General features: G+C 69.7%; 19 protein-coding genes and 1 pseudogene. 19 read left to right on the top strand and 1 reads right to left on the bottom strand.

Going from position 1 to position 26,403, the window contains the following annotated elements; genetic code table 11:
- The first annotated feature begins 11 nt into the window (after positions 1–11).
- On the top strand, positions 12–1,574 hold the full coding sequence (locus Aco03nite_RS41480) for a sugar ABC transporter ATP-binding protein (RefSeq protein ID WP_203806742.1): 1,563 nt from the start codon (positions 12–14) through the stop codon (positions 1,572–1,574).
- 14 nt (positions 1,575–1,588) lie between these two features.
- Here Aco03nite_RS41480 and Aco03nite_RS41475 read toward each other — a convergent pair whose 3' ends face one another.
- On the bottom strand, positions 1,589–2,800 hold the full coding sequence (locus Aco03nite_RS41475) for an RNA-guided endonuclease InsQ/TnpB family protein (RefSeq protein WP_203806523.1): 1,212 nt from the start codon (positions 2,798–2,800) through the stop codon (positions 1,589–1,591).
- Positions 2,801–2,951: 151 nt separating this feature from the next.
- Between Aco03nite_RS41475 and Aco03nite_RS41470 the strand changes: the two genes are divergently transcribed.
- The 18 genes and pseudogenes from Aco03nite_RS41470 to Aco03nite_RS41385 all read left to right on the top strand — a co-directional run bounded on the left by Aco03nite_RS41470 (position 2,952) and on the right by Aco03nite_RS41385 (position 26,379).
- Positions 2,952–4,046, top strand: coding sequence for an ABC transporter permease (locus Aco03nite_RS41470; protein ID WP_373872676.1), 1,095 nt, complete (start codon positions 2,952–2,954; stop codon positions 4,044–4,046).
- An 84-nt stretch (positions 4,047–4,130) separates the two neighbouring features.
- On the top strand, positions 4,131–5,192 hold the full coding sequence (locus Aco03nite_RS41465) for a substrate-binding domain-containing protein (protein ID WP_203806519.1): 1,062 nt from the start codon (positions 4,131–4,133) through the stop codon (positions 5,190–5,192).
- 55 nt (positions 5,193–5,247) lie between these two features.
- Positions 5,248–6,381 (top strand): Gfo/Idh/MocA family protein, encoded by a 1,134-nt coding sequence (locus Aco03nite_RS41460; RefSeq protein ID WP_203806740.1) that lies wholly within the window; start codon positions 5,248–5,250, stop codon positions 6,379–6,381.
- A 37-nt stretch (positions 6,382–6,418) separates the two neighbouring features.
- Positions 6,419–7,567 (top strand): inositol-3-phosphate synthase, encoded by a 1,149-nt coding sequence (locus Aco03nite_RS41455; RefSeq protein WP_203806517.1) that lies wholly within the window; start codon positions 6,419–6,421, stop codon positions 7,565–7,567.
- On the top strand, positions 7,564–8,508 hold the full coding sequence (locus tag Aco03nite_RS41450; protein ID WP_307837674.1) for an SCO3242 family prenyltransferase: 945 nt from the start codon (positions 7,564–7,566) through the stop codon (positions 8,506–8,508). Before Aco03nite_RS41455 ends, Aco03nite_RS41450 begins: the two co-directional genes overlap by 4 nt.
- Positions 8,505–9,347, top strand: coding sequence for a sugar phosphate isomerase/epimerase family protein (locus Aco03nite_RS41445; protein WP_203806516.1), 843 nt, complete (start codon positions 8,505–8,507; stop codon positions 9,345–9,347). The genes Aco03nite_RS41450 and Aco03nite_RS41445 overlap by 4 nt, the downstream gene beginning before the upstream one ends.
- Before the next feature lie 13 nt (positions 9,348–9,360).
- A complete protein-coding gene (locus Aco03nite_RS41440; RefSeq protein WP_203806514.1) occupies positions 9,361–9,930 on the top strand; it encodes an EboA domain-containing protein in 570 nt (189 codons plus the stop codon).
- Positions 9,930–10,781, top strand: coding sequence for a TatD family hydrolase (locus tag Aco03nite_RS41435; protein WP_203806512.1), 852 nt, complete (start codon positions 9,930–9,932; stop codon positions 10,779–10,781). The genes Aco03nite_RS41440 and Aco03nite_RS41435 overlap by 1 nt, the downstream gene beginning before the upstream one ends.
- Positions 10,781–11,896 carry a metabolite traffic protein EboE gene (gene eboE / locus Aco03nite_RS41430; RefSeq protein ID WP_203806510.1) on the top strand — a complete coding sequence of 372 codons (1,116 nt, stop codon included), beginning with the start codon at positions 10,781–10,783 and terminating at the stop codon, positions 11,894–11,896. The genes Aco03nite_RS41435 and eboE overlap by 1 nt, the downstream gene beginning before the upstream one ends.
- Positions 11,893–13,254, top strand: a complete 1,362-nt coding sequence (locus Aco03nite_RS41425) for an alkaline phosphatase family protein (RefSeq protein WP_203806507.1) — start codon at positions 11,893–11,895, stop codon at positions 13,252–13,254. The genes eboE and Aco03nite_RS41425 overlap by 4 nt, the downstream gene beginning before the upstream one ends.
- Positions 13,251–14,303, top strand: coding sequence for a polyprenyl synthetase family protein (locus Aco03nite_RS41420; RefSeq protein WP_203806505.1), 1,053 nt, complete (start codon positions 13,251–13,253; stop codon positions 14,301–14,303). Before Aco03nite_RS41425 ends, Aco03nite_RS41420 begins: the two co-directional genes overlap by 4 nt.
- Positions 14,304–14,364: 61 nt before the next feature.
- Positions 14,365–15,615 (top strand): annotated as a pseudogene (locus Aco03nite_RS41415) (ThuA domain-containing protein); the annotation flags it as partial.
- Between the two features lie 16 nt (positions 15,616–15,631).
- Entirely contained in the window at positions 15,632–16,639 is a 1,008-nt protein-coding gene (locus Aco03nite_RS41410) for a sugar phosphate isomerase/epimerase family protein (RefSeq protein WP_203806503.1), read from the top strand.
- 175 nt (positions 16,640–16,814) lie between these two features.
- Entirely contained in the window at positions 16,815–17,723 is a 909-nt protein-coding gene (locus Aco03nite_RS41405; protein ID WP_203806501.1) for a sugar phosphate isomerase/epimerase family protein, read from the top strand.
- Between the two features lie 4 nt (positions 17,724–17,727).
- The gene (locus tag Aco03nite_RS41400) at positions 17,728–19,785 is read left to right on the top strand and encodes a PQQ-dependent sugar dehydrogenase (RefSeq protein ID WP_203806499.1); all 2,058 of its coding nucleotides are present in this window, start codon (positions 17,728–17,730) and stop codon (positions 19,783–19,785) included.
- Positions 19,786–19,994: 209 nt separating this feature from the next.
- Positions 19,995–21,002: a multicopper oxidase domain-containing protein gene (locus Aco03nite_RS41395; protein WP_203806497.1), complete on the top strand. Its 1,008-nt coding sequence runs from the start codon at positions 19,995–19,997 to the stop codon at positions 21,000–21,002.
- Positions 20,999–24,901: a ThuA domain-containing protein gene (locus tag Aco03nite_RS41390; protein ID WP_203806495.1), complete on the top strand. Its 3,903-nt coding sequence runs from the start codon at positions 20,999–21,001 to the stop codon at positions 24,899–24,901. The genes Aco03nite_RS41395 and Aco03nite_RS41390 overlap by 4 nt, the downstream gene beginning before the upstream one ends.
- The gene (locus Aco03nite_RS41385) at positions 24,898–26,379 is read left to right on the top strand and encodes an OmpL47-type beta-barrel domain-containing protein (RefSeq protein ID WP_203806493.1); all 1,482 of its coding nucleotides are present in this window, start codon (positions 24,898–24,900) and stop codon (positions 26,377–26,379) included. The genes Aco03nite_RS41390 and Aco03nite_RS41385 overlap by 4 nt, the downstream gene beginning before the upstream one ends.
- Positions 26,380–26,403: the final 24 nt, after the last annotated feature.

Below are 26,403 nucleotides of genomic sequence, written 5' to 3'. Positions count from 1 at the left end.
ACAAGGGAGTGATGGGCCCGGACCACGGCGGCGAGAGGGCGGTCGGCGAGGGGCGCGGTGACAAAGCGGTCGTGCTCCGGTTGACCGATGTGGTCAAAACCTTTCCCGGCGTACGGGCACTCGACGGCGTCCAACTGGAGGTGCGCGCGGGCGAGGTCCACTGTCTGCTGGGCCAGAACGGGGCCGGCAAGTCCACCCTGATCAAGGTCCTGTCCGGCGTGCACCGCCCCGACGAGGGCAGCGTCGCATGGCTCGGTGAGCAGGTCGGGTTCGCCAACCCGCAGGCCGCGATGAAAGCCGGCATCGCCACCATCTACCAGGAGCTCGACCTGGTCGAGGACCTGACCGTCGCCGAGAACGTGTTCCTCGGCCACGAACCCCGGCGGGCCGGTTTCGTTCGCCGCGGGCACGCCGCCGCCCGCACCCGGGAGATCCTCGGCCGGCTCGGGCACGGCGAGATCCCGCCCCGCCGCCCGGTGCACAAACTGCAGGCCGCCGCCAAGCAGATCGTCAGCATGGCCCGCGCCCTGTCGCACGACGCCCGCCTGCTGATCATGGACGAGCCGAGCGCGGTGCTCGCCCACGACGAGGTGGAGAACCTGTTCCGGATCATCCGGGAACTCAAAGCCCAGGGCATCGCGGTCATCTACATCTCGCACCGCCTGGAGGAGATCCGCCAGATCGGCGACCGGGTGACGGTGCTCAAGGACGGCCGGACCACCGCGGCGAACCTGCCCGCCGACACTCCGACGGCCGAGCTGGTCAGCCGGATGACCGGCCGGACCATCGAATACGTCTTCCCGCCCCGGGTCGAGGCCGCCGAGCAGGCGGATCTCCTGACGGTCACGAACCTGACCCGCAAAGGCGAGTTCGAGGACGTCACGCTCGGTGTCGGCAGCGGCGAGATCGTCGGCATCGCCGGACTGGTCGGCTCCGGCCGCTCCGAACTCCTGGAGACCATCTACGGAGCGCGGCGCCCCGACTCCGGAACGGTCGAGCTGGCCGGCCGGAAACTCACACCCGGGAACGTCGGATCCGCCGTACGCGCGGGCATGGGAATGGCTCCGGAGGAGCGGAAAAGTCAGGCGCTGCTGCTCGGCGAACCGATCCACCGCAACATGACACTCGCGACGTTCACCAGACTGGCCCGGTTCGGTTTCACCAGCGCCCGCCGGGAACGCGCTGAATCCGAACGCATCGCCGAGTCCCTGGAACTGCGGCCGCGCGACGTCAGCCGCCCGGTCCGCACCCTGTCCGGCGGCAACCAGCAGAAAGTCGTCGTCGGCAGGTGGCTGCTCGGGCACACCCGGTTGTTGCTGCTCGACGAACCGACCCGGGGGGTGGACGTCGGCGCCCGCGCCGAGCTGTACCGGGTGATCCGTGATCTGGCCGCCGACGGCGTCGGTGTGCTGCTGGTCTCCAGCGAGGTGCCCGAGGTGCTGGGGCTGGCCGACCGGGTGGTGGTGATGCGGGAGGGCCGGGTGGTCCGCACCGCGCCCGCCACCGAACTCGACGAAGACACCGTTCTCGATCTCGTGATGGCGGGATCGCTCATGGAGGGAACCGCGGTTTGACATCCTTCCAGTCCTCAAGGACCAGGAGTTCCGACGGTCGCCCGCCGAGTTTCCTGTTTCACCGCCAGCCGCCCCGAACGGAGGTTTCCCCGTTGAGGTCTTATGCCAGCTCCACAGGCAGACACCGCCAGTCCGGCGGCCAGAATGTTGCGAGCTGCGTTGACGTCGCGGTCGTGGGTGGTGCCGCATCCGGGGCACGTCCACATCCGTACGTTCAACGGCATCTCGGCCATGAGGTGCCCGCAGTGCGAGCAGAGTTTCGAGGACGGGTACCAGCGGTCAATTACGACCAACTTCCGCCCGTACCAGGCACACTTGTAGGAGAGAAGTTCCCGGAACAGGGACCAGGCCGCATCACTGATAGCTCGGGCCAGTTTCCGGTTCTTGACCATGTTGCGCACGGTCAAATCCTCGATCACGAGTGTTTGGTTCTCACACACGAGTCGAGTGGTCAGTTGGTGCAAATAGTCCCCGCGCCGGTCAGCGATGCGGGTATGGATGCGGGCGACCTTGAGTTTGGCTTTTTTCCGATTGCGCGAACCCTCGGACTTACGGGCCAGGTCTCTTTGGGCGCGGGCCAGCTTTCTGCGGTCAGTACGTTCGTGACGGGGGTTGGGGATCTTTTCCCCGGTCGACAGGGTGATCAGGCTGTCGAGGCCGGCGTCCATCCCGACAGCCCCTTCGACGGCCGGATGCGTGGTGATTGCGTCCTCACACAGCAGGGACACGAACCAGCGGCCGGCGCTGTCACGCGACACCGTTACGGTCGAGGGCGATTGTCCTGTCGGCAAAGGCCGGGACCAGATGATGGCAAGAGGTTCGGTCATCTTGGCCAAGGTGAGTTCGCCGTCGCGCCATCGGAAGGCGGAGGCGGTGAATTCGGCCGAGGCACGAGACCGGCGCTTGGATTTGAATCGAGGATAGCGGGATCGATTGTCCCAGTACGCCGTGAACGCGGCCTGGAGGTGTCGCAGACATTGTTGGAGCGGGACGGACGAGACCTCGTTGAGGAAGGCGAGTTCCTCGGTCTTTTTCCAGGCAGTCAGCATGGCGGACGTGGCGTTGTAGTTCACTCGGTCGTGTCGCTCGCGCCAGGCTCGACTCCGAGCTTCCAAAGCCAGATTGTAGACCTTGCGAACGCATCCGAACGTCCGATTGAGCAGGGATTCCTGCTGGGACGTCGGATAGAAGCGAAACCGGTAGGCCCGTTTCACGGTTGCAGACACACCACATTGGATAGCACATCCCATTGATCCCGAGCATGTGGGGCCTATCGATGCCCTCTCCACCCTGGCAGCGAACAGGCCTGCCCCTGACTTGATCCGCAGACGGCCCGTTTCCTCTTCGGCCTGAAACCGGAGAATCCACGGAAGGAATGTGATGACACTCGGTGAAGGCACGGGCGCCACCCGGTCGCCATCGGTGGAGCCGGCTCGGATCGGCGCCGTCAAGCACCCGGATGCGACTGTTCCCCGGGGCCGACGGATCTGGGGCGGGGAGAGCAGCGAGAACACGATCCGTAACCTGGTGCTGCTCGGGGTGCTGGTCGCGCTGATCGTGATCGGCGCGGTCACGCAGCCTGAGTTGTACAGCGACTCCACCTGGGTGTGGAACAACGTTCTGTCGATCCTGCAGCTCGCGTCGGTGATCGGCGTGGTCACGGTCGGGATGACGTTCGTGATCATCGGCGGTGGCATCGATCTGTCGGTCGGTGCGATCGTCGCCCTGGCCGGGGTGTGGGCCACCACGGTCGCCACCCAGAGTTTCGGTCCCGGGGGCATGATCTTCACCGCGGTCACCGTCGGTGTGGGCGTGGGACTCGTCAACGGGCTGCTCATCTCGTACGGCAAGCTGGTGCCCTTCATCGCGACCCTCGCGATGCTGGTGGCGGCCCGCGGCCTGGCGGCGGAGATCTCCGGCAAGCAGACGCAGATCTCCGAGAGCACCCTGATCAACGGGATCGCCAGCACCAAACTGCTCGGCATCCCGCTGCTGGTCTACATCCTCGCGGTGGTCGCCGCGATCGGCTGGGTGCTGCTCAACCGCACCACGTTCGGCCGGCGGACGGTCGCGGTCGGCGGCAACCCCGAGGCCGCGCGCCTGGCCGGGATCAACGTCAAACGCCACACCATGCTGCTGTACGCGTTGAGCGGGCTCTGCTGCGGCATCGCGGCGATCATGCTCACCGCGCAGGCCACCTCGGCCCAGGCGGCCATGGCCAACCTCTACGAACTCGACGCCATCGCCGCGGCGATCATCGGCGGCACCCTGCTCAGCGGCGGGCGCGGCACCATCGTCGGCTCGCTGCTCGGCGTGATCATCTTCGCCACCATCACCAACCTGTTCGCCATCAACGGCCTCTCCACCGAGGCCCAGAACATGGTCAAGGGCGGCATCATCATCGCCGCCGTCCTGGTTCAGCAGTTCCGGTTCAACGCCGTCACGCAGTTCCTGAGCCGCAACAAGAGCTGAGCACCGAACGGCCGTCGTGTGGCGGTCGCTCGGTTCCGTGCACCCTTCTTCCGCTCCATCCATACCGATATATCGGGAGAAACCATGACGCAGAGCAGTCGCGACCTGTCGCGGCGCCGCATCCTGTTCGGCGGGGCCGCACTCGGCGCGGGAACCCTCCTCACCGCGTGCACCAGCAACGAGGCCAAGACCAACGACGCCCAGATCAAGACGGCCGAGACCGGTGCCGCCGGCGGCAACGCCGCACCGGGCACCAAGGTCGTGATCGGCTTCTCCGCGCCGGCCGCCGACCACGGCTGGCTGGGCGCGATCATCAGCAACGCGAAGGCGCAGGCCGAGGCGTACCCGGACGTCGAACTGAAAGCCGTCGAGTCGGGCGCCGACGCCGCCACCCAGCGGGCCGCGCTGGCCACCCTGCTCGGGCAGAAACCCAACGTCATCGTGCTGCTGCCGCACGACGGCAAGGAACTCAACTCGTTCGGTCTGGAGGCGATGACCGCCGGCATCCCGGTGATCAACCTGGACCGGGCCTTCCCGGACCGCCGTGCCTATCGCACCCAGATCCTCGGCGACAACTACGGCATGGGTGTGGCCGCCGCCGACTACATCATCGCCCAGATGAAGGCCAAGGGTGTCTCCGCGCCGATCATCGGTGAGATCCCCGGCATCGACTCGCTGGAACTGACCCAGAACCGGTCGAAGGGCTTCTCCGACACCCTCGGCGCGGCCGGATTCAAGGTGCAGCGGCGGGTGCCGGCCGAGTTCACCGTGGACACCGGTCAGCGGGCCGCCAGCCAGCTGCTGCAGGCCGTGCCCAAACTGGACGCCCTCTGGAACCACGACGACGACCAGGGTGTCGGCGTGCTCGCCGCGATCAGCCAGGCCAACCGCAGCGAATTCATCATGGTCGGCGGCGCCGGGTCCAAGAAGGCGATGGAGGACATCCAGGGCGACAAGACGCCGCTCAAGGCCACGGTCACCTACAGCCCGTCGATGGCCTCGTCGGCGATCTCGCTGGCCCGGCTGATCGGCCAGGGCAAGGGCCTGGCCGACCTGGTCGAACTCCAGGTGCCCAAGGAGATCGTCCTGGCCTCGGAGACCATCACCAAGGAGAACGCGAGCCAGTACCTCAAGCTCGGCTTCTGATCGCACTGGGGGGAGACCCATCTTGTCCACGCAGACCACGGACCTGCGCATCGGCATGGTCGGCTACGCGTTCATGGGAGCCGCGCACTCACAGGCGTGGCGTACCGTCAACCGCGTCTTCGACCTGCCGCTGCGGGCCCGGATGACGGCCGTCGCCGGCCGGGATCCGGGCAAGGTCGCCGCGGCGGCGGCCCAGCTCGGCTGGCAGGAACACACCACCGACTGGCGCTCGCTGATCGCCCGGGACGACATCGACCTGATCGACGTCTGCACGCCGGGTGACAGCCATGCCGAGATCGCGATCGCGGCCCTGGCCGCCGGCAAGCACGTCCTGTGCGAGAAACCCCTCGCGAACACCATCGACGAGGCACGCGCCATGGCCACCGCCGCGGTCCGGGCCGAAGCCGGCGGTGTCCGGTCGATGTGCGGTTTCAACTACCGGCGGGTGCCGGCCGTCGCCCTGATGCGACAGCTGATCGCGGACGGGCGCGTCGGCGAGATCCGGCACGTCCGCGCGGTGTACCTGCAGGACTGGATCACCGATCCGCAGTTCCCGCTGGTCTGGCGGCTGCAGAAGGACAAGGCGGGCTCCGGCGCACTGGGTGACATCGGGGCGCACATCATCGATCTCACCCAGTACGTCACCGGGCAGCGCATCGCCGGGGTGAGTGCGCTGACCGAGACGTTCGTCAAACAGCGGCCGCTGACCGCCGGTGGGTCCGGGGACGTCACCGTCGACGACGCGGCGCTGTTCGTGGCGCGGCTCGACGGCGGGGCGGTCGCCACCTACGAGGCCACCCGGTTCGCCACCGGGCGCAAGAACGGTCTCCGGGTGGAGATCAACGGGTCGCTGGGGTCGGTGGTGTTCGACTTCGAGCGGATGAACGAGCTGGAGTTCTACGACGCCGCGTTGCCGTCGGACGAGCAGGGCTTCAGCCGGATCCTGGTGACCGAGCCGGATCATCCGTACATCGCGGCGTGGTGGCCGCCCGGGCACCTGATCGGTTACGAGCACTCGTTCACCCACCAGGCCCGGGACCTGCTCGAAGCGATCGGCACCGGGGTCTCCCCGACACCGTCGTTCACCGACGCCCTGCAGGTGCAGCTCGTTCTGGACGCCGTCGAACGATCGGCGGCACTGGGCTCCTGGGCCGAGGTGGAACCGGCCCTGACCGAGGTAGCCGCCTGACTGTCGTCCCTGTTGCTTTCGCGGGTTCGGAGGATCCATGTCCCTGGGAATCTGGCTGGTCGGTGGGCGCGGCAGCGTCGCCGTGACCAGCATGATCGGAGCATTCGCACTGCGTGCCGGGCTGGCGCCGGCCACCGGTTGTGTCACCGAGTTGCCGGAGTTCCGGGATGCCGGGCTCGCCGGATTCGGGGATCTGGTGTTCGGCGGGCACGACCCGGCGCCGGTGCCGCTGGCCAAGAAAGCCGAACAACTCGGGGACGCCGGGGTGGTGCCGGCCGCCCTGGTCCGGGCCGTGCACGACGACCTGGCCGCCGCCGACGCCGAGATCCGGCCGGTGCCGGACGGCCCGGACCAGGCCACCGTCGCGGCCCGGTTGGTCGCCGACCTGGTGGACTTCCGGGAACGGCACGCCCTGGACCGGGTGGTGGTGATCAACGTGTCGTCCACCGAGGCCGCCCCGGAACCGCACCCGGCCCACGACACGCTCGCCGCCCTGGAGCAGGCACTGGAGTCCGGGGCGACGGTGCTGCCGCCGAGTGCGCTCTACGCGTATGCGGCCTTCACCGCCGGATGCGCGTTCGTCGACTTCACCCCGTCGGCCGGGGCCCGGCTGCCCGCCCTCGCCGAGCTGGCGCTCCGGGAAGGGTTGCCGCACGCCGGGCACGACGGCAAGACCGGGGAGACGCTGCTGAAGTCTGTGCTGGCGCCGATGTTCGCGCACCGCAATCTGCAGGTTCGCACCTGGTCGGGGATGAACCTGCTCGGCGGCGGTGACGGGGCGACCCTGACCGATCCGGGAGCCAACGCCGCCAAGAGCGCCAGCAAACAGCGGGTCCTCGAGGAGACGCTCGGGTACCAGCCGCAGGGTGTGGTCCGGATCGACTTCGTGGAGGACCTCGGCGACTTCAAGACCGCCTGGGACCTGATCAGCTTCCAGGGCTTCCTCGGCACCGGCATGCGCCTGGAGTTCACCTGGCACGGCTGCGACTCGGCCCTGGCCGCCCCGCTGATCCTGGACCTGGCCCGGCTGACCGGAGCCGCCCACGCCGCCGGCCACCAGGGCCCGCTGACCGACCTGGCGTTCTTCTTCAAGGACCCACTGGGCGACGGCCCACACGGCCTGGCCGACCAGTGGCAGACCCTGACCGCTTTCGTAGCCACCCTCAGCCCCCGGTCACACCCGTGACCACCCAGGCCGACCGGGCCGAACCCCGACTCGGGGCGGTGAGTTCGGCCGGGCGGCGGACCGGGTGGCGGGATCTGGTCGAGCTGGTGCGGGCTCCGGCCGCGCTTTCGGTGCCGGGGGACATCGTGGCCGGGGCGGCTGCGGCCGGGGTGTTGCGGCCACGCACCGCGGCGACGGCTGCGGCTTCGGTCTGTCTCTATTGGGCGGGGATGGCCGCCAACGATCTCGCCGACCGGCACGTGGACGCGGTGGAACGACCCCATCGGCCGATCCCGTCCGGCCGGGTGTCGCCGGCCACCGCTGCCGGGGTCGCGGCCGGGCTGACCGCGGCCGGGCTGACCATCGCGGTCGCGGCCGGTGGGCGACGGCAGATCCCGCTGGCGTTGTCGTTGGCCGGGGCGATCTGGGCATATGACATGGGTGCGAAGAACACCGTGGCGGGCCCAGCGGTGATGGCCGCCTGCCGAGGCTTGAATGTGATGCTCGGCACAAACGGTCGCTGGCGAGCCGGAGTGCCGTCCGCGCTGGTGGTGGCCGCACATACCTACACGGTTACCGTTTTGTCCCAGCGGGAGGTGGAAGGCGCCGAGCCCGCCTTGCCGCGTCGCACCCTGGCTGCCACCGCCGCGGTGGCCGCCGCCGCTACCGCGGCTCGGCCCGGCCGGCGGGGACGGGGGTTGTTCTCCCAGCCCTCGGTGCGGATGGTCGGCTCGGGTGCTCTGGCCGCCTGGTACCTGGCCCGCTATGGCGCGGCGCAGCGGCGCGCGGTCGACGAACCCACCGCGAACCGGATCCAGGACGCGGTCACCGCGGGCATCACCACACTTCCGGTGCTGCAGGGCGCGCTGACCGCCAGATCCGGTGCCGGGATCGCCGGCCTGGCCACCGCGGTCCTCGCGCCGGCGGCGGCCCGACTGGCCAGAAAGGTGAGCGCGACATGACGGGGCTGCGGTTCGGATACGGGACCAACGGGTTCAGCAACCATCGGCTCGGGGATGCTCTGGCGGTGCTGGCTGACCTCGGGTATGACGGGGTGGCGCTGACTCTGGATCACGGGCATCTGAACCCGTACCGCAGGAATGTCGGTCGTCGGGTTGATGCTCTTGGCAAGCGGCTCGCGCGGCTCGGGTTGTCGGTGGTGATCGAGACCGGGGCCCGGTTCCTGCTCGACCCGTGGCACAAACACGCGCCGACGCTGCTGCACGACGACCGGGCCACACGTATCGACTTCCTGCGGCGGGCCGTCACCATCGGGGCCGATCTGGGCGCGCAGGCGGTCTCGTTCTGGGCCGGGGTGAAACCTTTCGACGTCGACGACACCACCGCCTGGCAGCGCCTGGTCGACGGGTGCGCCGACGTGGTGACCACCGCCGACGAGCACGGGGTGACGCTGGGTTTCGAGCCGGAACCGGGGATGCTGGTGCAGGACATTGCCGACTGGCGGCGGCTGCACGCGGCGCTCGGTGGACCGGCCGGGTTCGGGATCACCCTCGACATCGGGCACTGCCGCTGCCTGGAGGACCTGCCGGTGCCCGACTGCGTGACCGCGGTCGCGGATCACCTGGTCAACGTGCAGATCGACGACATGCGGCGGGGTGTGCACGAGCACCTGGAGTTCGGCACCGGCGAGATCGACTTCCCGCCCGTGCTGGCCGCCCTGGAGCAGGCCGGGTACCACGGTCTGGTCGCCGTCGAACTACCACGGCATTCGCACGCCGCGCCGAAGGTGGCGGCCGACTCCCTGCGATTCCTGAAGAACGCCGCGCGTCGAGAAGGCTGAGGGGAGAAACGTCATGGATCTACGTTCCGCGATCGAGACCGGCCACGCCTGGCTCGACGACGGCGTGGCCCGGGTGGCCGCCGGCCCGCCGGCGATCACCCGGCTGTTCGCCGCCGCCGGACGGCACTGCGGCCGGGCCGAACTGGCCGCCGCACCCGGCTGGACCGGTGACCAGGCGGCTCGCGCCCTGTTGCTGCTGGCCCTGCCGACAACAGATTTGCCCCGGTACGCCGACGAGTTGTACCGGCACGGCGACCCCGCCGAGAAGCTGGCCGTGCTGAAGGCGCTGCCGCTGCTGCCGATCGGCGCCGAGGCGGTTCCGCTGCTGCACGACGCGATCCGCACCAACGACACCCGGCTGGTCGCGGCGGCTCTCGGCCCGTACGCCCGGCACCTGGATCAGGCCGCGTGGCGGCAGGCGGTCCTGAAGTGCGTGTTCATGGGCGTACCGCTGAAGGTGGTCGATCGTCTGACCGACCGGGCCGACGCCGAGCTGGCCACGATGACCGCCGGGTTGCGTGACGAGCGTGCCGCCGCCGGACGGTCGTTCCCGGACGAGGCCCTCTCGCTACTGGAGGTTTGATGCGCATCTTCGACCCGCACATCCACATGACGTCCCGGACCACCGACGACTACCAGCGGATGGCCGACGCCGGGGTGAAGGCGATCGTCGAACCGGCGTTCTGGCTGGGCCAGCCCCGGACCAGTGCCGGCTCGTTCGCCGACTACTTCGACTCGCTGGTCGGCTGGGAGCCGTTCCGGGCCGCCCAGTTCGGGATCCGGCACCACGCCACCATCGCGCTCAACCCGAAGGAAGCCAACGACCCGCGCTGCCGGGAGGCCCTCGCCCTGGTGCCGCGCTACCTGGACAAGGACTCGGTGGTGGCGGTCGGTGAGGTCGGCTACGACGCGATGACACCGGAGGAGGACGAGGTCTTCGCCGCCCAGATGGCGATGGCCGTCGAGTTCGAGCTGCCGGCGCTGGTGCACACCCCGCACCGGGACAAGGCGCGCGGTGTGGACCGTACCCTCGCGGTGGTCAAGGAGTCCGGAATCGCCTTGGACCGGGTGGTGGTGGACCACCTCAACGAGGTCACCGTCGGGGCCGTGCACGACGCGGGCTGCTGGATGGGTTTCTCCATCTACCCGGACACCAAGATGTCCCCGGACCGGATGGTGGAGATCCTGCGCGGGCACGGCCTGGACCGGATCCTGGTGAACTCGGCCGCCGACTGGGGTCGCTCCGACCCGCTGCTGACGTTGCGGACCGGCGAGGCGATGCTGGCCGCCGGGTTCACCGACGACGATGTCGACAAGGTGCTGTGGCGTAATCCGGTGGAGTTCTACGGCCAGTCCGGGCGGCTGGATCTGGCCGACCCCGGCGAACAGGACGCCACGTTCGAGGGCAGCTCGATCCTGCGGGGTGGCAGCTGATGCGGATCACGCACCGCAGCGGACGGGCGCTGCACCTGAGCTACTGCACCAACGTGCACCCGGCCGAGGACCTGCCCGGCATCGTGACACAGCTCGACGCGTTCGCCCGGCCGGTCCGTGAGCGGCTCGGCGCCGACGTGCTCGGTCTCGGCCTGTGGCTGGCCGCCCCGGCCGCCGCCGAACTGGCCGCCGATCCGCGGGCGCGGCGCCGGTTGCGTGCCGAACTCGACGCGCGCGGCCTGGAGGTGGTGACCCTCAACGGGTTCCCGTACGCCGCGTTCCAGGCCCCGGTCGTCAAACACGCCGTCTACCACCCGGACTGGACCACCGAGGCCCGCCTGAAGTACACCCTGGACCTGGCCCGGGTGCTGGACGATCTGCTGCCCGACGACGCCGTCCGCGGCTCGATCTCGACGTTGCCGCTGGCCTGGCGCGACCCGTGGCAGCCGGAGCAGCGCGACGCCGCCGCCCGCAATCTGGAGCGGCTCGCCGCCGGTCTCACCCCTTTTCCGCGGGTACGGGTGGGCTTCGAACCGGAGCCCGGTTGCATCGTCGAGACCACCACCCAGGCCACCGACCTCCTACAGGCCGTCGACACCGACCGTCTCGGGATCTGCCTGGACCTGGCGCACCTGGCCTGTGCCTGGGAGGAGCCGGCCGAGGCCCTGCAACGCCTCGAGAATGCCGGGATCCCGGTGGTGAAGGTGCAGGTCAGTGCCGCTCTGGAGGTCACCGACCCGGTGGTGGCCGGTGGTGTGCTGCGGCAGTACGCCGAGCCGCGTTTCCTGCACCAGACCCGCTCGGCGTCCGGCCCGGCCGCCGACGACCTGGACCAGGCTCTGGCCGCTGGCCTGCCCGGCCCGTGGCGGATCCACTTCCACGTCCCGCTGCACGTGGCCCCCGCACCACCGCTGACCAGCACCACCCCGGTCCTGGAGGCGGCGCTGCGGAACCTGATGGCCGCCGACGAGCCGTGGTGCGACCACCTGGACGTGGAGACGTACACGTGGGACGTGCTTCCGGCGGGCCGACGCCCGGCCGGCCCGGCGGAACTGGCCGACGGCATCGCCGGCGAGCTGGCCTACACCCGTGACCTGCTGGAGAAGCTGTCATGAGCAAGCTGGTCGTCCTGGACGTGGTCGGGTTGACGCCGCGGCTGCTGGAGCACATGCCCAGGTTGCGGGCGGTCGCCGACGGCGGGTTCCGGGGGCGGCTCGAGCCGGTGCTGCCCGCGGTCACCTGCTCGGTGCAGGCGACGCTGCTGACCGGAGAGACCCCGGCCGGGCACGGGATCGTCGGGAACGGCTGGTATTTCCGGGATCTCGGCGAGGTGCTGCTCTGGCGGCAGCACAACGCCCTGGTCGGCGGGGAGAAGGTCTGGCAGGCCGCCCGCAAACGGAAACCCGGCTACACGGTGGCCAACATCTGCTGGTGGTACGCGATGGGCGCGGACGTCGACTGGACGGTCACGCCCCGGCCGGTCTATCACGCCGACGGCCGCAAGGAGCCGGACTGCTACACCGATCCGCCGGAGCTGCACGACGACCTGACCGCGGCGCTCGGGACGTTTCCGCTGTTCTCGTACTGGGGGCCGGGCGCGGGTCTGGCGTCCTCGAAGTGGATCTGTGCCGCCGCACAGCGGGTGATGGCCGCCCACGACCCCGACCTCACCCTGGTCTACGTCCCGCACCTGGACTACGACCTGCAGCGGTACGGCCCGTCCGACCCGCGTGCGGCAGCAGCCGCCGCCGAGCTGGACCTGGTCCTGGAGCCGCTGCTGACAGCCGCCGCCGGCCGGGACGCGACGGTGGTGGTGCTGTCCGAGTACGGCATCACCGACGTCCGGCAGCCGGTCGACGTGAACCGGGCCCTGCGCACCGAGGGCCTGCTGCGGGTGCACACCCAGGAGGGCATGGAGTACCTGGACCCGTGGACGTCACGGGCGTTCGCGGTCGCCGACCACCAGATCGCGCACGTCTACGTCCGTGACCCGGCCGACCTGCCCCGGGTCGAGAAGCTGCTGCAAGGGCTGCCGGGGGTGGCCGAGGTGCTGCCCGGGCTCGGTCACGAGCGGTCCGGTGACCTGGTCCTGGTCGCCGAGCCGGAGGCCTGGTTCACCTACTACTACTGGCTCGACGACGCCCGCGCCCCGGACTTCGCCCGGCTGGTCGACATCCACCGCAAGCCCGGTTACGACCCGGCCGAGCTGTTCTTCGACCCGGCCGATCCGGGGGCGGCGAAACGGCGGGCCGGGATCGCGCTGGCCCGCAAGAAGCTCGGCATGCGGTACCTGATGAGCGTGGTCGGCCTGGACGCGGGCGCCCGGGCGGTCCGCGGCTCGCACGGCCGGCTGCCCGCCGACGACGCCGACGCCCCGGTGCTGCTGTGCTCACGCCCGCTGCCCGGACCGGACCGGATCGCCGCGACCGACGTGAAGGAGCTGCTCCTGACACTGGCCGGGAGCGACACGTGACCCAGCTGGCGGTGGATCTGCGGGAGCGTTTCGACGCCCGGCTCACCGCCTTCCTGGACCGTCAGGGGCCGGGCTGGCCGGACGGCGCCCCGCACGGGCTGCTGAACACGCTGCACCGGTTCGTGCTGGCCGGCGGGAAACGGCTGCGGCCGACGTTCTGCTACTGGGGGTGGCGCAGCGCGGACGGCCCGGACGACGAGGCGGTGGTGACCGCGGCGGCGGCGCTGGAGCTGTTCCACGCGTTCGCGCTGATCCACGACGACATCATGGACGGCAGTGAGCGGCGCCGGGGTGAGCCGTCGGTGCACCAGTTCTTCGCCGAGCGGCACGCCCGGTCGGCGTGGCGTGGCGACGCGGCCCGCTACGGGCGGAACACCGCGCTGCTCGGCGGGGACCTGTGCGCGGCGTGGGCGGACCAGATGTTCCACGGCTGCGGGCTGACCGCCGAGCAGGTGCACCGGGGGTATCCGGTGTTCGCCGGGATGCGTACCGAGGTGATCGCCGGTCAGTACCTGGATCTGGTGTCCAGCGTCGGTGACGGTTCGGTGGCCGGTGCGCTGACGGTGATCCGGATGAAGTCGGCGCGGTACACGGTGACCCGGCCGTTGCAGATCGGTGCGGCCCTGGCCGGGGCGGCCGATCCGCTGCTGGCGTCGTTCGTGCAGTTCGGGGATCCGCTCGGGGACGCGTTCCAGCTGCGCGACGATGTGCTCGGGGTGTTCGGCGATCCGGCGGTGACCGGCAAACCGGTGCTGGACGACCTGCGTGAGGGCAAGCGCACGGTGATGATGGCGTACGCCCGGGACCGGGCCGACCGGGCGCAGCTGGCCCGGATCCGGGAGCTGTTCGGCCGCCCGGACCTGGACGAGGCGGGCGCGGCCGAGTTGCGGCGGATCATCGTGGACACCGGCGCGCGGGAGGCCACCGAGCGCCTGATCGAGACCCGGCTGAGCACCGCCCTGGCCGCGCTGACCAGGGCGTCGTTGCCGGCCGAGGCGGACACCGCGTTGCGGTTGCTCGCCGACGAGGTAGTCAACCGGCAGAGCTGAGGAGATCACCGTGCGAAGACTGTTCCGTCCCCTGCTCGGTGCGGCCACCGCCGTGCTGTCGATGCTGGCCTGCACCGTGCCGGCCACCCCAGCCGCGGCCGCCGGCTACGACGTGCTGGTCTTCTCCAAGACGGCGGGTTTCCGGCACGACTCGATCGGCACCGGGGTGCAGGCGATCCGTGACCTGGGTGCGGCGAACGGGTTCTCGGTCACGGCGACCGAGGACTCGGCCGCGTTCACCAGGGCGAACCTGGACCGGTACGAGGCGGTGGTGTTCCTGAACACCACCGGTGACGTGCTGAACCGGGCCCAGCAGCTGGCGTTCGAGTCCTACATCCGGTCCGGCGGCGGTTACGCCGGTATCCACGCGGCCGCCGACACCGAGTACGACTGGCCGTTCTACGGCCGGCTGGTCGGCGCGTGGTTCGCGTCGCATCCGGCGATCCAGCCGGCCCGGGTGCTGGTGGAGGACCGGGCGCATCCGGCGACCGCGCATCTGCCGCGGGTCTGGGACCGCGCCGACGAGTGGTACGACTACCGCACCAACGCCCGGGAGACGGCGCACGTGCTGGCGACGCTGGACGAGGGCTCGTACTCCGGTGGGAAGATGGGAGCCGACCACCCGCACGCCTGGTGCAAGACGGTGTCCGCGGGCCGGTCGTTCTACACCGGTGGCGGGCACACCCGGGAGGCGTACGCCGATCCGGTGTTCCTGGGTCATCTGCTCGGTGGCATCCGGTACGCGGCCGGTCAGGTGCGTGCCGACTGCCGCCCGGAGACCGGTTACACCCCGCTCTACAACGGCTCGACCGACGGCTGGTCGCAGGCCGGGCCGGGCAGCTTCACCAGCCAGGACGCCACCCTGACCTCGGTCGGTGGGATGGGTCTGCTCTGGTACTCGGGCAAGGAGTACCGCAACTATTCGCTGAAGCTGGACTGGAGGATGGCCGGGGACGACAACTCCGGGGTGTTCGTCGGGTTCCCGCCGTCGGACGACCCGTGGTCGGCCGTCGACCACGGCTACGAGATCCAGATCGACGCCACCGACGCGCCGGACCGGACCACCGGGGCCGTCTACAGCTTCCAGGGCGCGAACGCCGAGGCCCGGGACGCGGCGCTGAACCCGCCGGGTCAGTGGAACACCTACGAGCTGCGGGTCGAGGGCCGGCGGCTGCGGATCTTCCTGAACGGCGTGCTGATCAACGATTTCGTGAACACCGATCCGGCGCGGGATCTGGCCGGGCACATCGGGCTGCAGAATCACGGCGCCGACGACGAGGTGTCGTTCCGTAACGTGCGGATCAAGGAACTGAGCTGAGGAGTACACGATGACCCGACCCATCACCCTGTTCACCGGTCAGTGGGCGGACCTGCCGTTCGAGGAGGTCTGCCGGCTGGCGTCCGGCTGGGGTTACGACGGCCTGGAGATCGCCTGCTGGGGTGATCACTTCGAGGTCGACAAGGCCCTGGCCGACGACGGTTACGTGGATCGCAAGCTGGCGACCCTGGAGAAGCACAACCTGCGGGTGTACGCGATCTCGAACCACCTGGTCGGGCAGGCCGTCTGTGACCACCCGATCGACGAGCGGCACCAGGACATCCTGCCCGCGCGGATCTGGGGCGACGGCGAGCCGGAGGGGGTCCGGCAGCGGGCCGCCGACGAGATCAAGGACACCGCCCGGGCCGCGGCGAAGCTGGGGGTGCGTACCGTCGTCGGGTTCACCGGGTCGTCGATCTGGCACACCCTGGCCATGTTCCCGCCGGTGCCGGCGTCGATGATCGAGCGGGGCTACCAGGACTTCGCCGACCGGTGGAACCCGATCCTGGACGTGTTCGCCGAGGTGGGGGTGCGGTTCGCGCACGAGGTGCACCCGAGCGAGATCGCCTACGACTACTGGACGGCCAAGCGGACCCTGGAGGCGATCGGGCACCGGCCGGAGTTCGGCCTGAACTGGGATCCGTCGCACTTCGTCTGGCAGGACCTGGACCCGGTGAACTTCATCCTCGACTTCGCCGACCGGATCTACCACGTGGACTGCAAGGACGCGAAGGTGCGCACCGGGGACGGCCGCCGGGGCCGGCTGGCCTCGCACCTGCCGTGGGCGGATCTGCGCCGGGGGTGGGACTTCGTCTCCACCGGGCACGGTGACGTGCCGTGGGAGGACTGTTTCCGGGCGCTGAACGCGATCGGCTACGACGGCCCGCTGTCGATCGAGTGGGAGGACGCGGGCATGGACCGGCTCGTCGGCGCTCCGGAGGCGCTGAAGTTCGTGCGCGGGCTGGCGTTCGACGCGCCGTCGGCGGCCTTCGACGCGGCTTTCTCGTCCAAGGACTGAGCGCTTTCCTCAGATCATGCGGAAGTTAGATTGTTTCATTTATATGTTTGACTAGTGACGAACGTAAATTAGAGGTAACGTCCGGAACGAACGTCGATCTGCACGAAAGTTGCCGGCCGCGGGGACGACCCGCAGGTCATCCGTGTTCATCACCGAAACCGGAGGCACATCGACCATGCCCGAAATCAGCCGACGTCATCTCTTCGGCGCCGCTGCCGCCGTCGGGGCCACCACCGCCCTGGGCTCGACCGCTCCGGCGGCGGCCGGGGGAGGCTCGCACGGCGCTGGCGGCCGTGTTCCCCGCGACCAGATCAGCGTGCAGCTCTACACGCTGCGCAACCAGCTCGGCATCAACCTGGAGACCACCTTCACCGAACTCGCCGCGATCGGTTACCGCCGCGTCGAGCACGCCGGCTTCGTCGGCCGGACCGCCGCCCAGTTCCGGGCCGCCCTGAACAACGCCGGGCTCAAGGCCACCTCCGGGCACGCCGGCATCCCGCAGCCGTGGAACGCCGAGACCTGGAAACGGACCCTGGACGACGCCGCGATCGTCGGCAACAAGTACATCGTCCACCCCTACTTCGGCACCGGCGCGAACGGGCCGATCCGCGACGCCGCCGTGTACCAGGCGTTCGCCGCCGACCTGAACAAGGCCGGTGAACTCGCTCGCCGGGCCGGGCTCAGCTTCGGGTACCACAACCACCACAACGAGTTCCTGCGCCAGAGCGGCACCAGCCGGACCGGGTTCGACATCCTGACCGGCGAGACCGACGAGCGGCTCGTGCACCTGGAGGTGGACCTGTACTGGGCCTGGCGCGGCGCCGCCGACCCGATCGACCTGATCGAGAAGAACCGCCGCCGGATCAAGCAGGTGCACGTCAAGGACATGGACGTGAACAGCGCCTTCGCCGACCCGGGCACCGGCCTGATCGACTTCGAGCGGATCTTCCGGCGGGCCAAGGAGGCCGGCCTGATCGAGTACATCGTGGAACGTGACGACGCGGGCAGCCCGCCGCGTACCCCCGCGCAGGCCCTGGACACCGCCCGGGTCGGCTACCAGTACCTGTCCGGACTGAGGTTCTGAAGACATGCGAAAACTGTTCTCCGCGGGCGCCGCGGCCCTGCTCGTGCTCGCCGCGCCCCATCCGGTTCAGGCCGCCCCGGCGCCGGTCCCACCGGACAGCGACTTCCAGAAGGTCACCCTCAACGACTTCCCGGGCGAGCCGATGGCCCTGGCCGTGCTGCCCGACGGGCGGGTGCTGCACACCGCCCGCAAGGGTCAGGTCCGCATCCACGAGCCCAGCACCGGCCGTAACGTGCTCGCCGCGACGATCCCGGTCTACCTGCACGACGAGGAAGGGGTCCAGGGCATCGCCGTCGACCCCGACTTCAAGACCAACAACTGGGTGTACGTCTACTACAGCCCGGTCCTGAACACGCCGCTGGACGATCCCGCCACCCCGGGGGTCAACGAGGGCGACGCGCCGGAGAACGGCACCCCGGCCGACTTCGCCCCGTTCAAGGGCCACCTGCAGCTGTCCCGGTTCAAGCTGCGGGGTAACACCCTGGCCCTGGGCACCGAGCAGAAGATCATCCAGATCCCGGTCGACCGCGGTCTCTGCTGCCACGTCGGCGGCAAGATCGACTTCGACGGGGACGGGAACCTGTACCTGTCCACCGGTGACGACACCAACCCGTTCGCTTCCGGCGGGTACACCCCGATCGACGAGAGCCCGGGCCGCAACCCGGCGTTCGACGCCCAGCGCAGCTCGGCCAACACCAACGACCTGCGCGGCAAACTGCTGCGGATCACGGTCCGGCCGAACGGCACCTACACGGTCCCGAGCGGCAACCTGTTCAAGAAGGGAACCGCGAAGACCCGCCCGGAGATCTACGCGATGGGTCTGCGCAACCCGTTCCGCTTCGACGTCGACGACCGTACCGGCGTGGTCTACCTGGCCGACTACTCGCCGGACGCGAAGACCCCGAACCCGGAACGCGGCCCGGTCGGGCACGGGCGCTGGATGGCGATCGACAAGCCCGCCAACTACGGCTGGCCGTACTGCGTGTCGCCGACCCTGGCGTACAACGACTACGACTTCGCCACCGGCACCTCCGGCGCGCCGTTCGACTGCAAGAAGCCGGTGAACGACTCACCCAACAACACCGGCCTGCGCAAGCTGCCGCCGGTGGAGAAGGCCGAGGTCATCTACAACTTCGGGGCCAGCGCCGAGTTCCCGGAGCTGGGCGAGGGCGGCGTCGGCCCGATGGGCGGCCCGGCCTACCAGTACGACAAGCGCAGCAGGTCGGCGACCAAGTGGCCGGCCGCCTTCGACGGCAAGCCGCTGTTCTACGAGTGGACCCGCGACTACGTCAAGGCGTTCAGCCTGGACCGCCGCAACCAGGTCACCAGAATCGAATCGGTGCTGCCGTCGATCGTCTTCGACAATCCGATGGACCTGGAATTCGGCCCGGACGGCTCGCTGTACGTTCTGGAATACGGCGACGGCTACTTCGCCGAGAATCCCGAGGCGCAGTTGGCCCGGGTCGATTACGCGCCGAAGAACAAGACGCCGATCGTTCGCGTCGACGCCACGCCGACCGTCGGTTCCGCGCCGTTCACCGTCAATTTCTCCAGCGCCGGAACTGTCGACCCGGACGGTGACGCCATTCGGTACGCGTGGGACTTCGACGCCGACGGCCGGGTCGACTCCCGGCAGCCGAACCCGTCGTTCACGTACACCGAGAACGGCGACTACCGGGCCACCCTGAAGGTCACCGACTCCACCGGCCGGTCCGCGTCCGCGGAGTTCCTGCTGCACGTCGGCCCGGTGGCGCCCACCGTGTCGTTCGTGACGCCGACCGCCGACCAGCCGTTCGCGTTCGGCGACACGGTGAACTTCGAGGTCAGTGTGGTCGACGACGCGCCGGTGAACTGCGCGAACGTCACGGTGTCCTACATCCTCGGGCACGACCAGCACGGTCACCCGCTGTCCACCGCGACCGGCTGCACCGGCTCGATCACCACGTTCGTCGACCCGGGCCACGAGGGCTCCGGCAACCTGACCGCGGTCTTCGTCGCCGAGTACACCGACGCACAGGGCCAGTCCGGATCCGCCGAGGTGGTACTGACCCCGGCTGAATGACCGGTTCCACAACGGCAGGCCCGGCATTCGTGCCGGGTCTGCCGTCGTGCCTTTTTCGGCGGCAAATCTTTAGTGGTTCCGGAACCAAAGTTTGTTCCGCCAGATATTTACTTCGCCTGATATAAGTCATATGTTTGCCTCATCACCAAGCCGGTTTCGCGAGGACGATTCGTCATGCCCGCACCCGGCTTCCTCGATGGAGGAGACGTATGGACGACACCGCCCCGGGAACCGGCAGATTCCCACGGCGCTCCCTGCTCGCCGTCGGCGCACTCGGCGCCGCTGTCCCGGCCATCAGCGCGGTCGCACTCACGGACACCCCGGCCAGCGCCGGACTCGCCGTCGTCAAGAAGATCACGATCTACGCCGAGGCACTGCCCGGCGGCCAATACGGATACGGCCTGGAACGCGGCAAGGCGACCGTCCCCGGACCGATGCTGGAGATCTACGAGGGCGACACCCTGGAGATCACCCTGGTCAACACCACCGATAAACGCCTGTCCATCCACGCGCACGGCGTCGACTACAGCACCGAGTCCGACGGCGCCCCGCTGCACGGCTCCTACAACGAGCCGGGCGAGACACGCACCTACCAGTGGCGCTCCCGGGAGATGTTCGCCGCACCCGGGCGCCGCTTCATGCCCGGCAGCGCCGGCTACTGGCACTACCACGACCACGCGATGGGCACCGACCACGGCACCGGCGGCGTGATCAAGGGCCTCTACGGCGGCCTGATCGTGCGCCGTCGCGGCGACGTGCTCCCGGACAAGCAGTTCACCGTGGTCTTCCAGGGCATGACGATCAACAACAAGTCGGCGCCGAACACACCGATGTTCGAGGCCAACCTCGGCCAGCGGGTGGAGTTCCTGGCCATCGGCCACGGCGACCTCTTCCACACCTTCCACCTGCACGCCCACCGCTGGGTCGACAACCGCACCGGAATGCTGGAGAGCATCAGCGACCCCAGCCCCACGATCGACAACAAGGACCTCAACCCGGGCAGCTCGTTCGGGTTCCAGGTCATCGCCGGTGAGGGCGTCGGCCCCGGCGCCTGGATGTACCACTGCCACGTGCAGAACCACTCCGACGGCGGGATGGCCGGGATCTTCCTGGTCCGCAACGCCGACGGCAGCATGCCGGCCGGCGCCGCCGAGGCCATCCAGCGCTTCCAGGGCCACGCCCACACCACCGCAACACACGAGGGGGTGCACAAATGATCAGACGACGGATACGGGCCGGGCTCGCCGCCCTGTCCACACTGGCCGTGGTGGCCGGGGGGACACCCGCCATCACCAGCACGGCAGCGGTCGCGGCACCGGCCGCCGCGGCGCCGATCTCGGTGGTGGTCTTCCACGGGACCGCCGCCGGGCAGAAGGACCCGGTCGCGGTCGCCGCACAGACCATCCAGCAACTCGGGCAGGCGGCCGGGATCACCGTCACGGTCACCAGCGACCCGGCCCTGTTCACGGCGGCCCAGCTGAACCGGCACCGGGCGGTGGTGTTCCTGTCCGCGGAAGGCGTCACCCTCACCCGCGACCAGGAGAGCGCGCTCACCGCGTACATGAAAGCCGGTGGTGGTTTTGTCGGCATCGGCGACGCGGCCAAGGCGCAACTCGACTCGACCTGGTTCACCGGTCTGATCGGCACCCGCCCGGCCGGCACCATCCCGCTCTCCGAACCGGTCACCACGGTCACCGTCAGCGGCGAGAACCCGCCGAACGAGACCAAGGACAAACTCACCGACAACGACGCCAACACCAAGTGGCTGGTACGCACCCCGACCGGCTGGATCACCTACCAGCTGGCCGCCGCCAAGACGATCACCGGGTACGCGCTGACCTCGGCCAACGACTCGGCCGGCCGCGACCCGAAGGACTGGACGCTGCAGAGCTCGCCGGACGGGCAGGCCTGGAGCGACGTCGACAAGCGCGCCGGGCAGACCTTCACCGACCGGTTCCAGACCCGGCGTTTCGACCTGGCCACCCCGGCCACCGCCGCGTACTTCCGGCTGAACGTCACCGCCAACTCCGGTGAGCCGCTGACCCAGCTCGCCGACCTGCGGCTGTTCACCGGCGCGAGCACCCCGCCGGCCGACCCCGCCGTCAACCAGTCGGTGGTGAACGTCCTGGACAGCCGGCACCCGGCCACCAAGGGCCTGCCGGCCACCATCAGCCGCTCGGACCGCTGGTACAACTGGGATCCCAACCCGATCGGCGCCGTGCACACCCTCGCCCAGGTCGAGGAACGCCACTACACCCCGGGGGCCAGCGCCAACGGCGCCTTCCACCCGATCTCCTGGTGCCGTGACTACCAGGGCGGGCGCTCCTTCTACACCGGCATGGGTCACACCGCCGGCAGCTACGCCGAAGAGGGCTTCCGCAAACACCTGACCGGGGCGCTGTCCTGGGCCGCCGGCCTGGTGCGCGGCGACTGCCAGGCGACCATCGCCGCCAACTACAAGACCGAGCGGCTGACCGCGGCCAACAAGACCGGTCAGCTCGACCAGGTCGGTGAACCGCACGGCCTGACCATCGCCGCCGACGGCACCGTGTTCTACGTCGGCAAGGCCGCCTGCCCGAGCGGGCCGGTGGTCAGCTGGGACGACCCGAAGGTCGGCCTGGGCTGCGGCACCATCCACTCCTGGGATCCGCGCAGCAAAGAGGTCAAACTGCTGACCACGCTGCCGGTGATGGGCAACCGGGGCAGCGGCACCGAGCTGGTGAAGAACGAGGAGGGCCTGCTCGGCATCGCCCCGGACCCGAAGTTCGCCACCAACGGCTGGCTCTACGTCTACTGGATGCCGCACGCCTCCATCGACCGGACCAAACGCACCGGTGAGCGGACCGTCAGCCGGTTCACCTACGACCACGCCACCCGCAGCATCGACCAGGACACCCGCAAGGACCTGCTGAAGTTCCCGGTGCAGATCCACAGCTGCTGCCACGCCGGCGGCGGCATGGCCTTCGACAAGGCCGGCAACCTCTACATCGGCTCCGGTGACAACAACTCCTCCGAGGGCTCGTCGGGCTACTCCGGCAACAACTGGACCCAGGAGTACGCCGGGATCTCGTTCCAGGACGCCCGCCGCACCTCCGGCAACACCAACGACCTGGCCGGCAAGATCCTGCGGATCCACCCGGAAGCCGACGGCACGTACTCCATCCCGAACGGCAACCTGTTCCCGGCCGGCACCGACAAGACCCGCCCGGAGATCTACGTGATGGGCGTGCGCAACATCGCCCGCCTGCAGGTCGACCCGGAACACGACTGGCTCACCGCCGGCTGGGTCGGGCCGGACGCCGCCGCACCGAGCCCCACGCTCGGCCCGGCCAAGTACGAGACCGCCACCATCATCACCTCGGCCGGTAACCAGGGCTGGCCGTACTGCATGGGCAACCGGCAGCCGTACCGCGACCGCAGCAACACCGACGCCACCCAGCTCACCGGCTGGTACGACTGCAACAACCTGAAGAACAACTCGCCGCGCAACACCGGCCTGACCGACATCCCGGCGGCCCGCGACAACATGATCTGGTACTCGCCCGACGGCGGTGGCCCGGTCTTCCCGCCCCGTGCCGACGGTTCCGGCATCCCCACGTACACCGCGGCCGACGCCACCTACACCCAGCCCTACCTGCGCGGCGGCGGCCAGGCGGTCATGTCCGGCCCGACGTACCACCGCGACCTGGTCGACCCGGCGAGCACCGTGGCCTGGCCGGCGTACTGGGACGAGAAGTGGTTCATCGGCGACCAGAGCAACGCCGCGAACCGGGTGGCCGTCACCGTCGACCCGGCCGGTGTGCCCGAGCAGAAGCCGCCGCTGTTCGGCGAGTCGCTGCGCGCCATCCTGCCCGGCGGCAACGCCGACAACCGGCTGATGAGCTGGATGGACGCCAAGTTCGGCCCGGACGGCGCGCTCTACCTGCTCGACTACGGCGGCGGCTTCTTCAGCCTGCACGCCGCGCAGAAACTGCTCCGGGTGGTCTACACCGGCGGCGCTCCGACTCCGGTTCCGGCCGCCTCCTCGGTGGAGGTCCAGAACAAGGCGCTGACGTACGCGTTCAACGGCTCCCGCTCCGGTGGAGTCAGCCACCAGTGGGAGTTCGGTGACGGCACCGGCTCGACCGAGGCCGACCCGCGTCACACGTACACCAAGGCCGGCTCGTTCACCGCGAAGCTGACCGTCACCTACGCCGACGGCGAGAAGGTCACCACCACGACCACCGTCACCGCCGGATGTTCAGTTCCGGACACCCGGAGCACGGTGTGGATCGGTGACACGGACACCGGGGTCACCAGCGTGGCGACCGGCGGTGGTTGCACCCTCAACGACCTGATCGACGACGAGGGCCAGTGGTCCAGCCGCGACCAGTTCGTCCGGCACGTCACCACCATCGCCAAGGCGTGGCTCGACGACCGGCAGGCCGGTGTCCTGACCAGGGCCGCCGCCTCCGCACCGCTCGGCGCCTACGAGCCGCTGTTCGACGGCACCCCGGCCTCCTTCAGCGGCTGGGAGCAGGCACCGACCGGATCGTTCTCGATCCAGGCCGACGGGGCACTGCGCTCGGCCGGCGGGCTCGGCATGCTCTGGCACACCAAGGAGCTCGGCGACTTCTCGCTGCGCCTGCAGTTCAAGGACGTCGCCCCGGGCACCGGACGCGCCAACACCGGCGTCTTCGCCCGGTTCCCGGACCCGCGGACCCCGCTGGACCAGCGGCCGCCGGACAGCTGCGGCACGGCCGGCAACGCCCGCACCTCACAGGCCTGGGTCGCGATCTATTGCGGACACGAGATCCAGATCTACGACGGGGAGACCGGCGAGACCCAGAAGACCGGATCGATCTACAACTTCGACCCGATCACCCTCGCCGACGCGCGGCCCACCCCCAAGAACCAGTGGAACAACTACGAGGTACGCGTGACCGGACAGCACTACACCATCATCCGTAACGGCGTGGTCATCAACGAGTTCGACAACACGCCCGGCAAGCAGTCGTCCCGGGCCGGGGATCCGCCGACCGACCTGCGGCAGTTCCTGCGCGGGCACATCGGCCTGCAGAACCACGGCGACAGCGACACCGCCGAGTTCCGCAACATCCGGGTGCGTGCGCTATGAGTTCGGCCTCCTGGAAGAGGCGGGTGATGGCCCTGGTGGCCGGGCTGGTGGTCGCGATGACCCCGCTGCTCGTGCCCTCGGCGTCGGCCGCGCAGACCCTGACCTGGACCGCCGACGGCGACATCACCCGCTACAAGTCCGCGCCCACCACGGCCACCGCCGGTGAGACCACGATCGTGTGGGAGAACAGCGAGGCCACCGGCAACACCCTCGGCATGCCGCACACCCTCACCTTCGACACCACCACCGAGGGCTACAACCACGACGTCGACCTGAACGTGCTGGCCAGCCCGTTCGACGCCACCGACGGCAGGCACACCGCCACCGTCACGCTGACCCCGGGAAAATACCGCTACTTCTGTACGATCCCCGGCCACAGCACCATGGTCGGTGAACTCGTCGTGACCTCGGGCGACAACGAGGACACCACCGCGCCGGCCGTCTCCGGCGCGGTCACCGGCACCCGTGACGCGGCCGGCGCCTACGTCGGGTCGGCCACCGTCACGGTCACCGCCACGGACGCCGGAACCGGGGTCGCCGGAGTCGAGTACCAGGTCGACGACACCAGCTGGCAGGCGTACGGCAATCCGGTCGTGGTTTCCGCAGTCGGGGATCACTCGGTGCAGTTCCGGGCCACGGACCGGGCCGGGAACGTGTCGGCGGTCGGCTCGGTGTCCTTCACCGTCGTCGAGGCGACCGACGAGGACACCACACCGCCGGTCACCGACGCGACGGTGGCGCTCGTCCCGGGCCGGGCCACCGTCACGGTGACCGCCACCGACGCGGATTCGGGTGTCGCCACGATCGAGTACCAGCTCGACGGCGGGGCGTGGACCGTCTACACGGCCCCGGTCGTGGTGACCGCGGCCGGCCCGCACATGCTGCACTACCGGGCCACCGACGTGGCCGGGAACATCGCGGCCGAGAAGATGGCGAGCTTCACCGTCGTCGAGCCGCCCGCGCCGGACACCACCCCGCCGGTCACGAACGCGACAGTGGCCTCCGGGACCGACCGGGCCACCGTCACCGTGACGGCCACCGATGCCGACTCGGGCGTGGCGAAGATCGAGTACCAGCTCGACGCGGGAGCGTGGACCGCCTACACCGCGCCGGTCGTGGTGACGGCCGTCGGCGACCACACCCTCGGGTACCGGGCCGCCGACAAGGCCGGCAACGTCGCGGCGGTGAAGACGGTGACCTTCACCGTCGCCGGATCGGGCACCGACCAGTGCCCCGGCTCCGACACCCGCGCCACCGTGATCATCGACGGGGACGACACCGGTGTCGTCAACGCCGACACCGGCAACGGCTGCACCATCAACGACCTGATCGCCGAACGAGCCGTCTACCGCACCCACGCCGCCTTCGTCCGGCACGTGGAGACCGTGACCGCCGGCCTGGTCGCCGCCGGCACCCTCACCAGCCGCCAGGCCGGAACCATCGTCCGCACCGCCGCCCGATCGGGCATCGGCGCATGAGCCCGTTTTCTTTCCGCCGAGGGA

This window comes from Actinoplanes couchii (assembly GCF_016862075.1).
GTDB classification, from domain to species: Bacteria; Actinomycetota; Actinomycetes; order Mycobacteriales; family Micromonosporaceae; genus Actinoplanes; species Actinoplanes couchii.
Note: the sequence above shows the minus strand (reverse complement) of the source record. Positions and strands in the feature narration are given on the sequence as shown.

Bases quoted from the DNA above. Each gene is read 5' to 3' on its own strand.
- Aco03nite_RS41480 (WP_203806742.1), top strand. From the start codon at position 12: ATGGGCCCGGACCACGGCGGCGAGAGGGCGGTCGGCGAGGGGCGCGGT.
- Aco03nite_RS41465 (WP_203806519.1), top strand. From the start codon at position 4,131: ATGACGCAGAGCAGTCGCGACCTGTCGCGGCGCCGCATCCTGTTCGGC.
- Aco03nite_RS41460 (WP_203806740.1), top strand. From the start codon at position 5,248: ATGGTCGGCTACGCGTTCATGGGAGCCGCGCACTCACAGGCGTGGCGT.
- Aco03nite_RS41455 (WP_203806517.1), top strand. From the start codon at position 6,419: ATGTCCCTGGGAATCTGGCTGGTCGGTGGGCGCGGCAGCGTCGCCGTG.
- Aco03nite_RS41445 (WP_203806516.1), top strand. From the start codon at position 8,505: ATGACGGGGCTGCGGTTCGGATACGGGACCAACGGGTTCAGCAACCAT.
- Aco03nite_RS41440 (WP_203806514.1), top strand. From the start codon at position 9,361: ATGGATCTACGTTCCGCGATCGAGACCGGCCACGCCTGGCTCGACGAC.
- Aco03nite_RS41435 (WP_203806512.1), top strand. From the start codon at position 9,930: ATGCGCATCTTCGACCCGCACATCCACATGACGTCCCGGACCACCGAC.
- eboE (WP_203806510.1), top strand. From the start codon at position 10,781: ATGCGGATCACGCACCGCAGCGGACGGGCGCTGCACCTGAGCTACTGC.
- Aco03nite_RS41425 (WP_203806507.1), top strand. From the start codon at position 11,893: ATGAGCAAGCTGGTCGTCCTGGACGTGGTCGGGTTGACGCCGCGGCTG.
- Aco03nite_RS41410 (WP_203806503.1), top strand. From the start codon at position 15,632: ATGACCCGACCCATCACCCTGTTCACCGGTCAGTGGGCGGACCTGCCG.
- Aco03nite_RS41405 (WP_203806501.1), top strand. From the start codon at position 16,815: ATGCCCGAAATCAGCCGACGTCATCTCTTCGGCGCCGCTGCCGCCGTC.
- Aco03nite_RS41400 (WP_203806499.1), top strand. From the start codon at position 17,728: ATGCGAAAACTGTTCTCCGCGGGCGCCGCGGCCCTGCTCGTGCTCGCC.
- Aco03nite_RS41395 (WP_203806497.1), top strand. From the start codon at position 19,995: ATGGACGACACCGCCCCGGGAACCGGCAGATTCCCACGGCGCTCCCTG.
- Aco03nite_RS41390 (WP_203806495.1), top strand. From the start codon at position 20,999: ATGATCAGACGACGGATACGGGCCGGGCTCGCCGCCCTGTCCACACTG.
- Aco03nite_RS41385 (WP_203806493.1), top strand. From the start codon at position 24,898: ATGAGTTCGGCCTCCTGGAAGAGGCGGGTGATGGCCCTGGTGGCCGGG.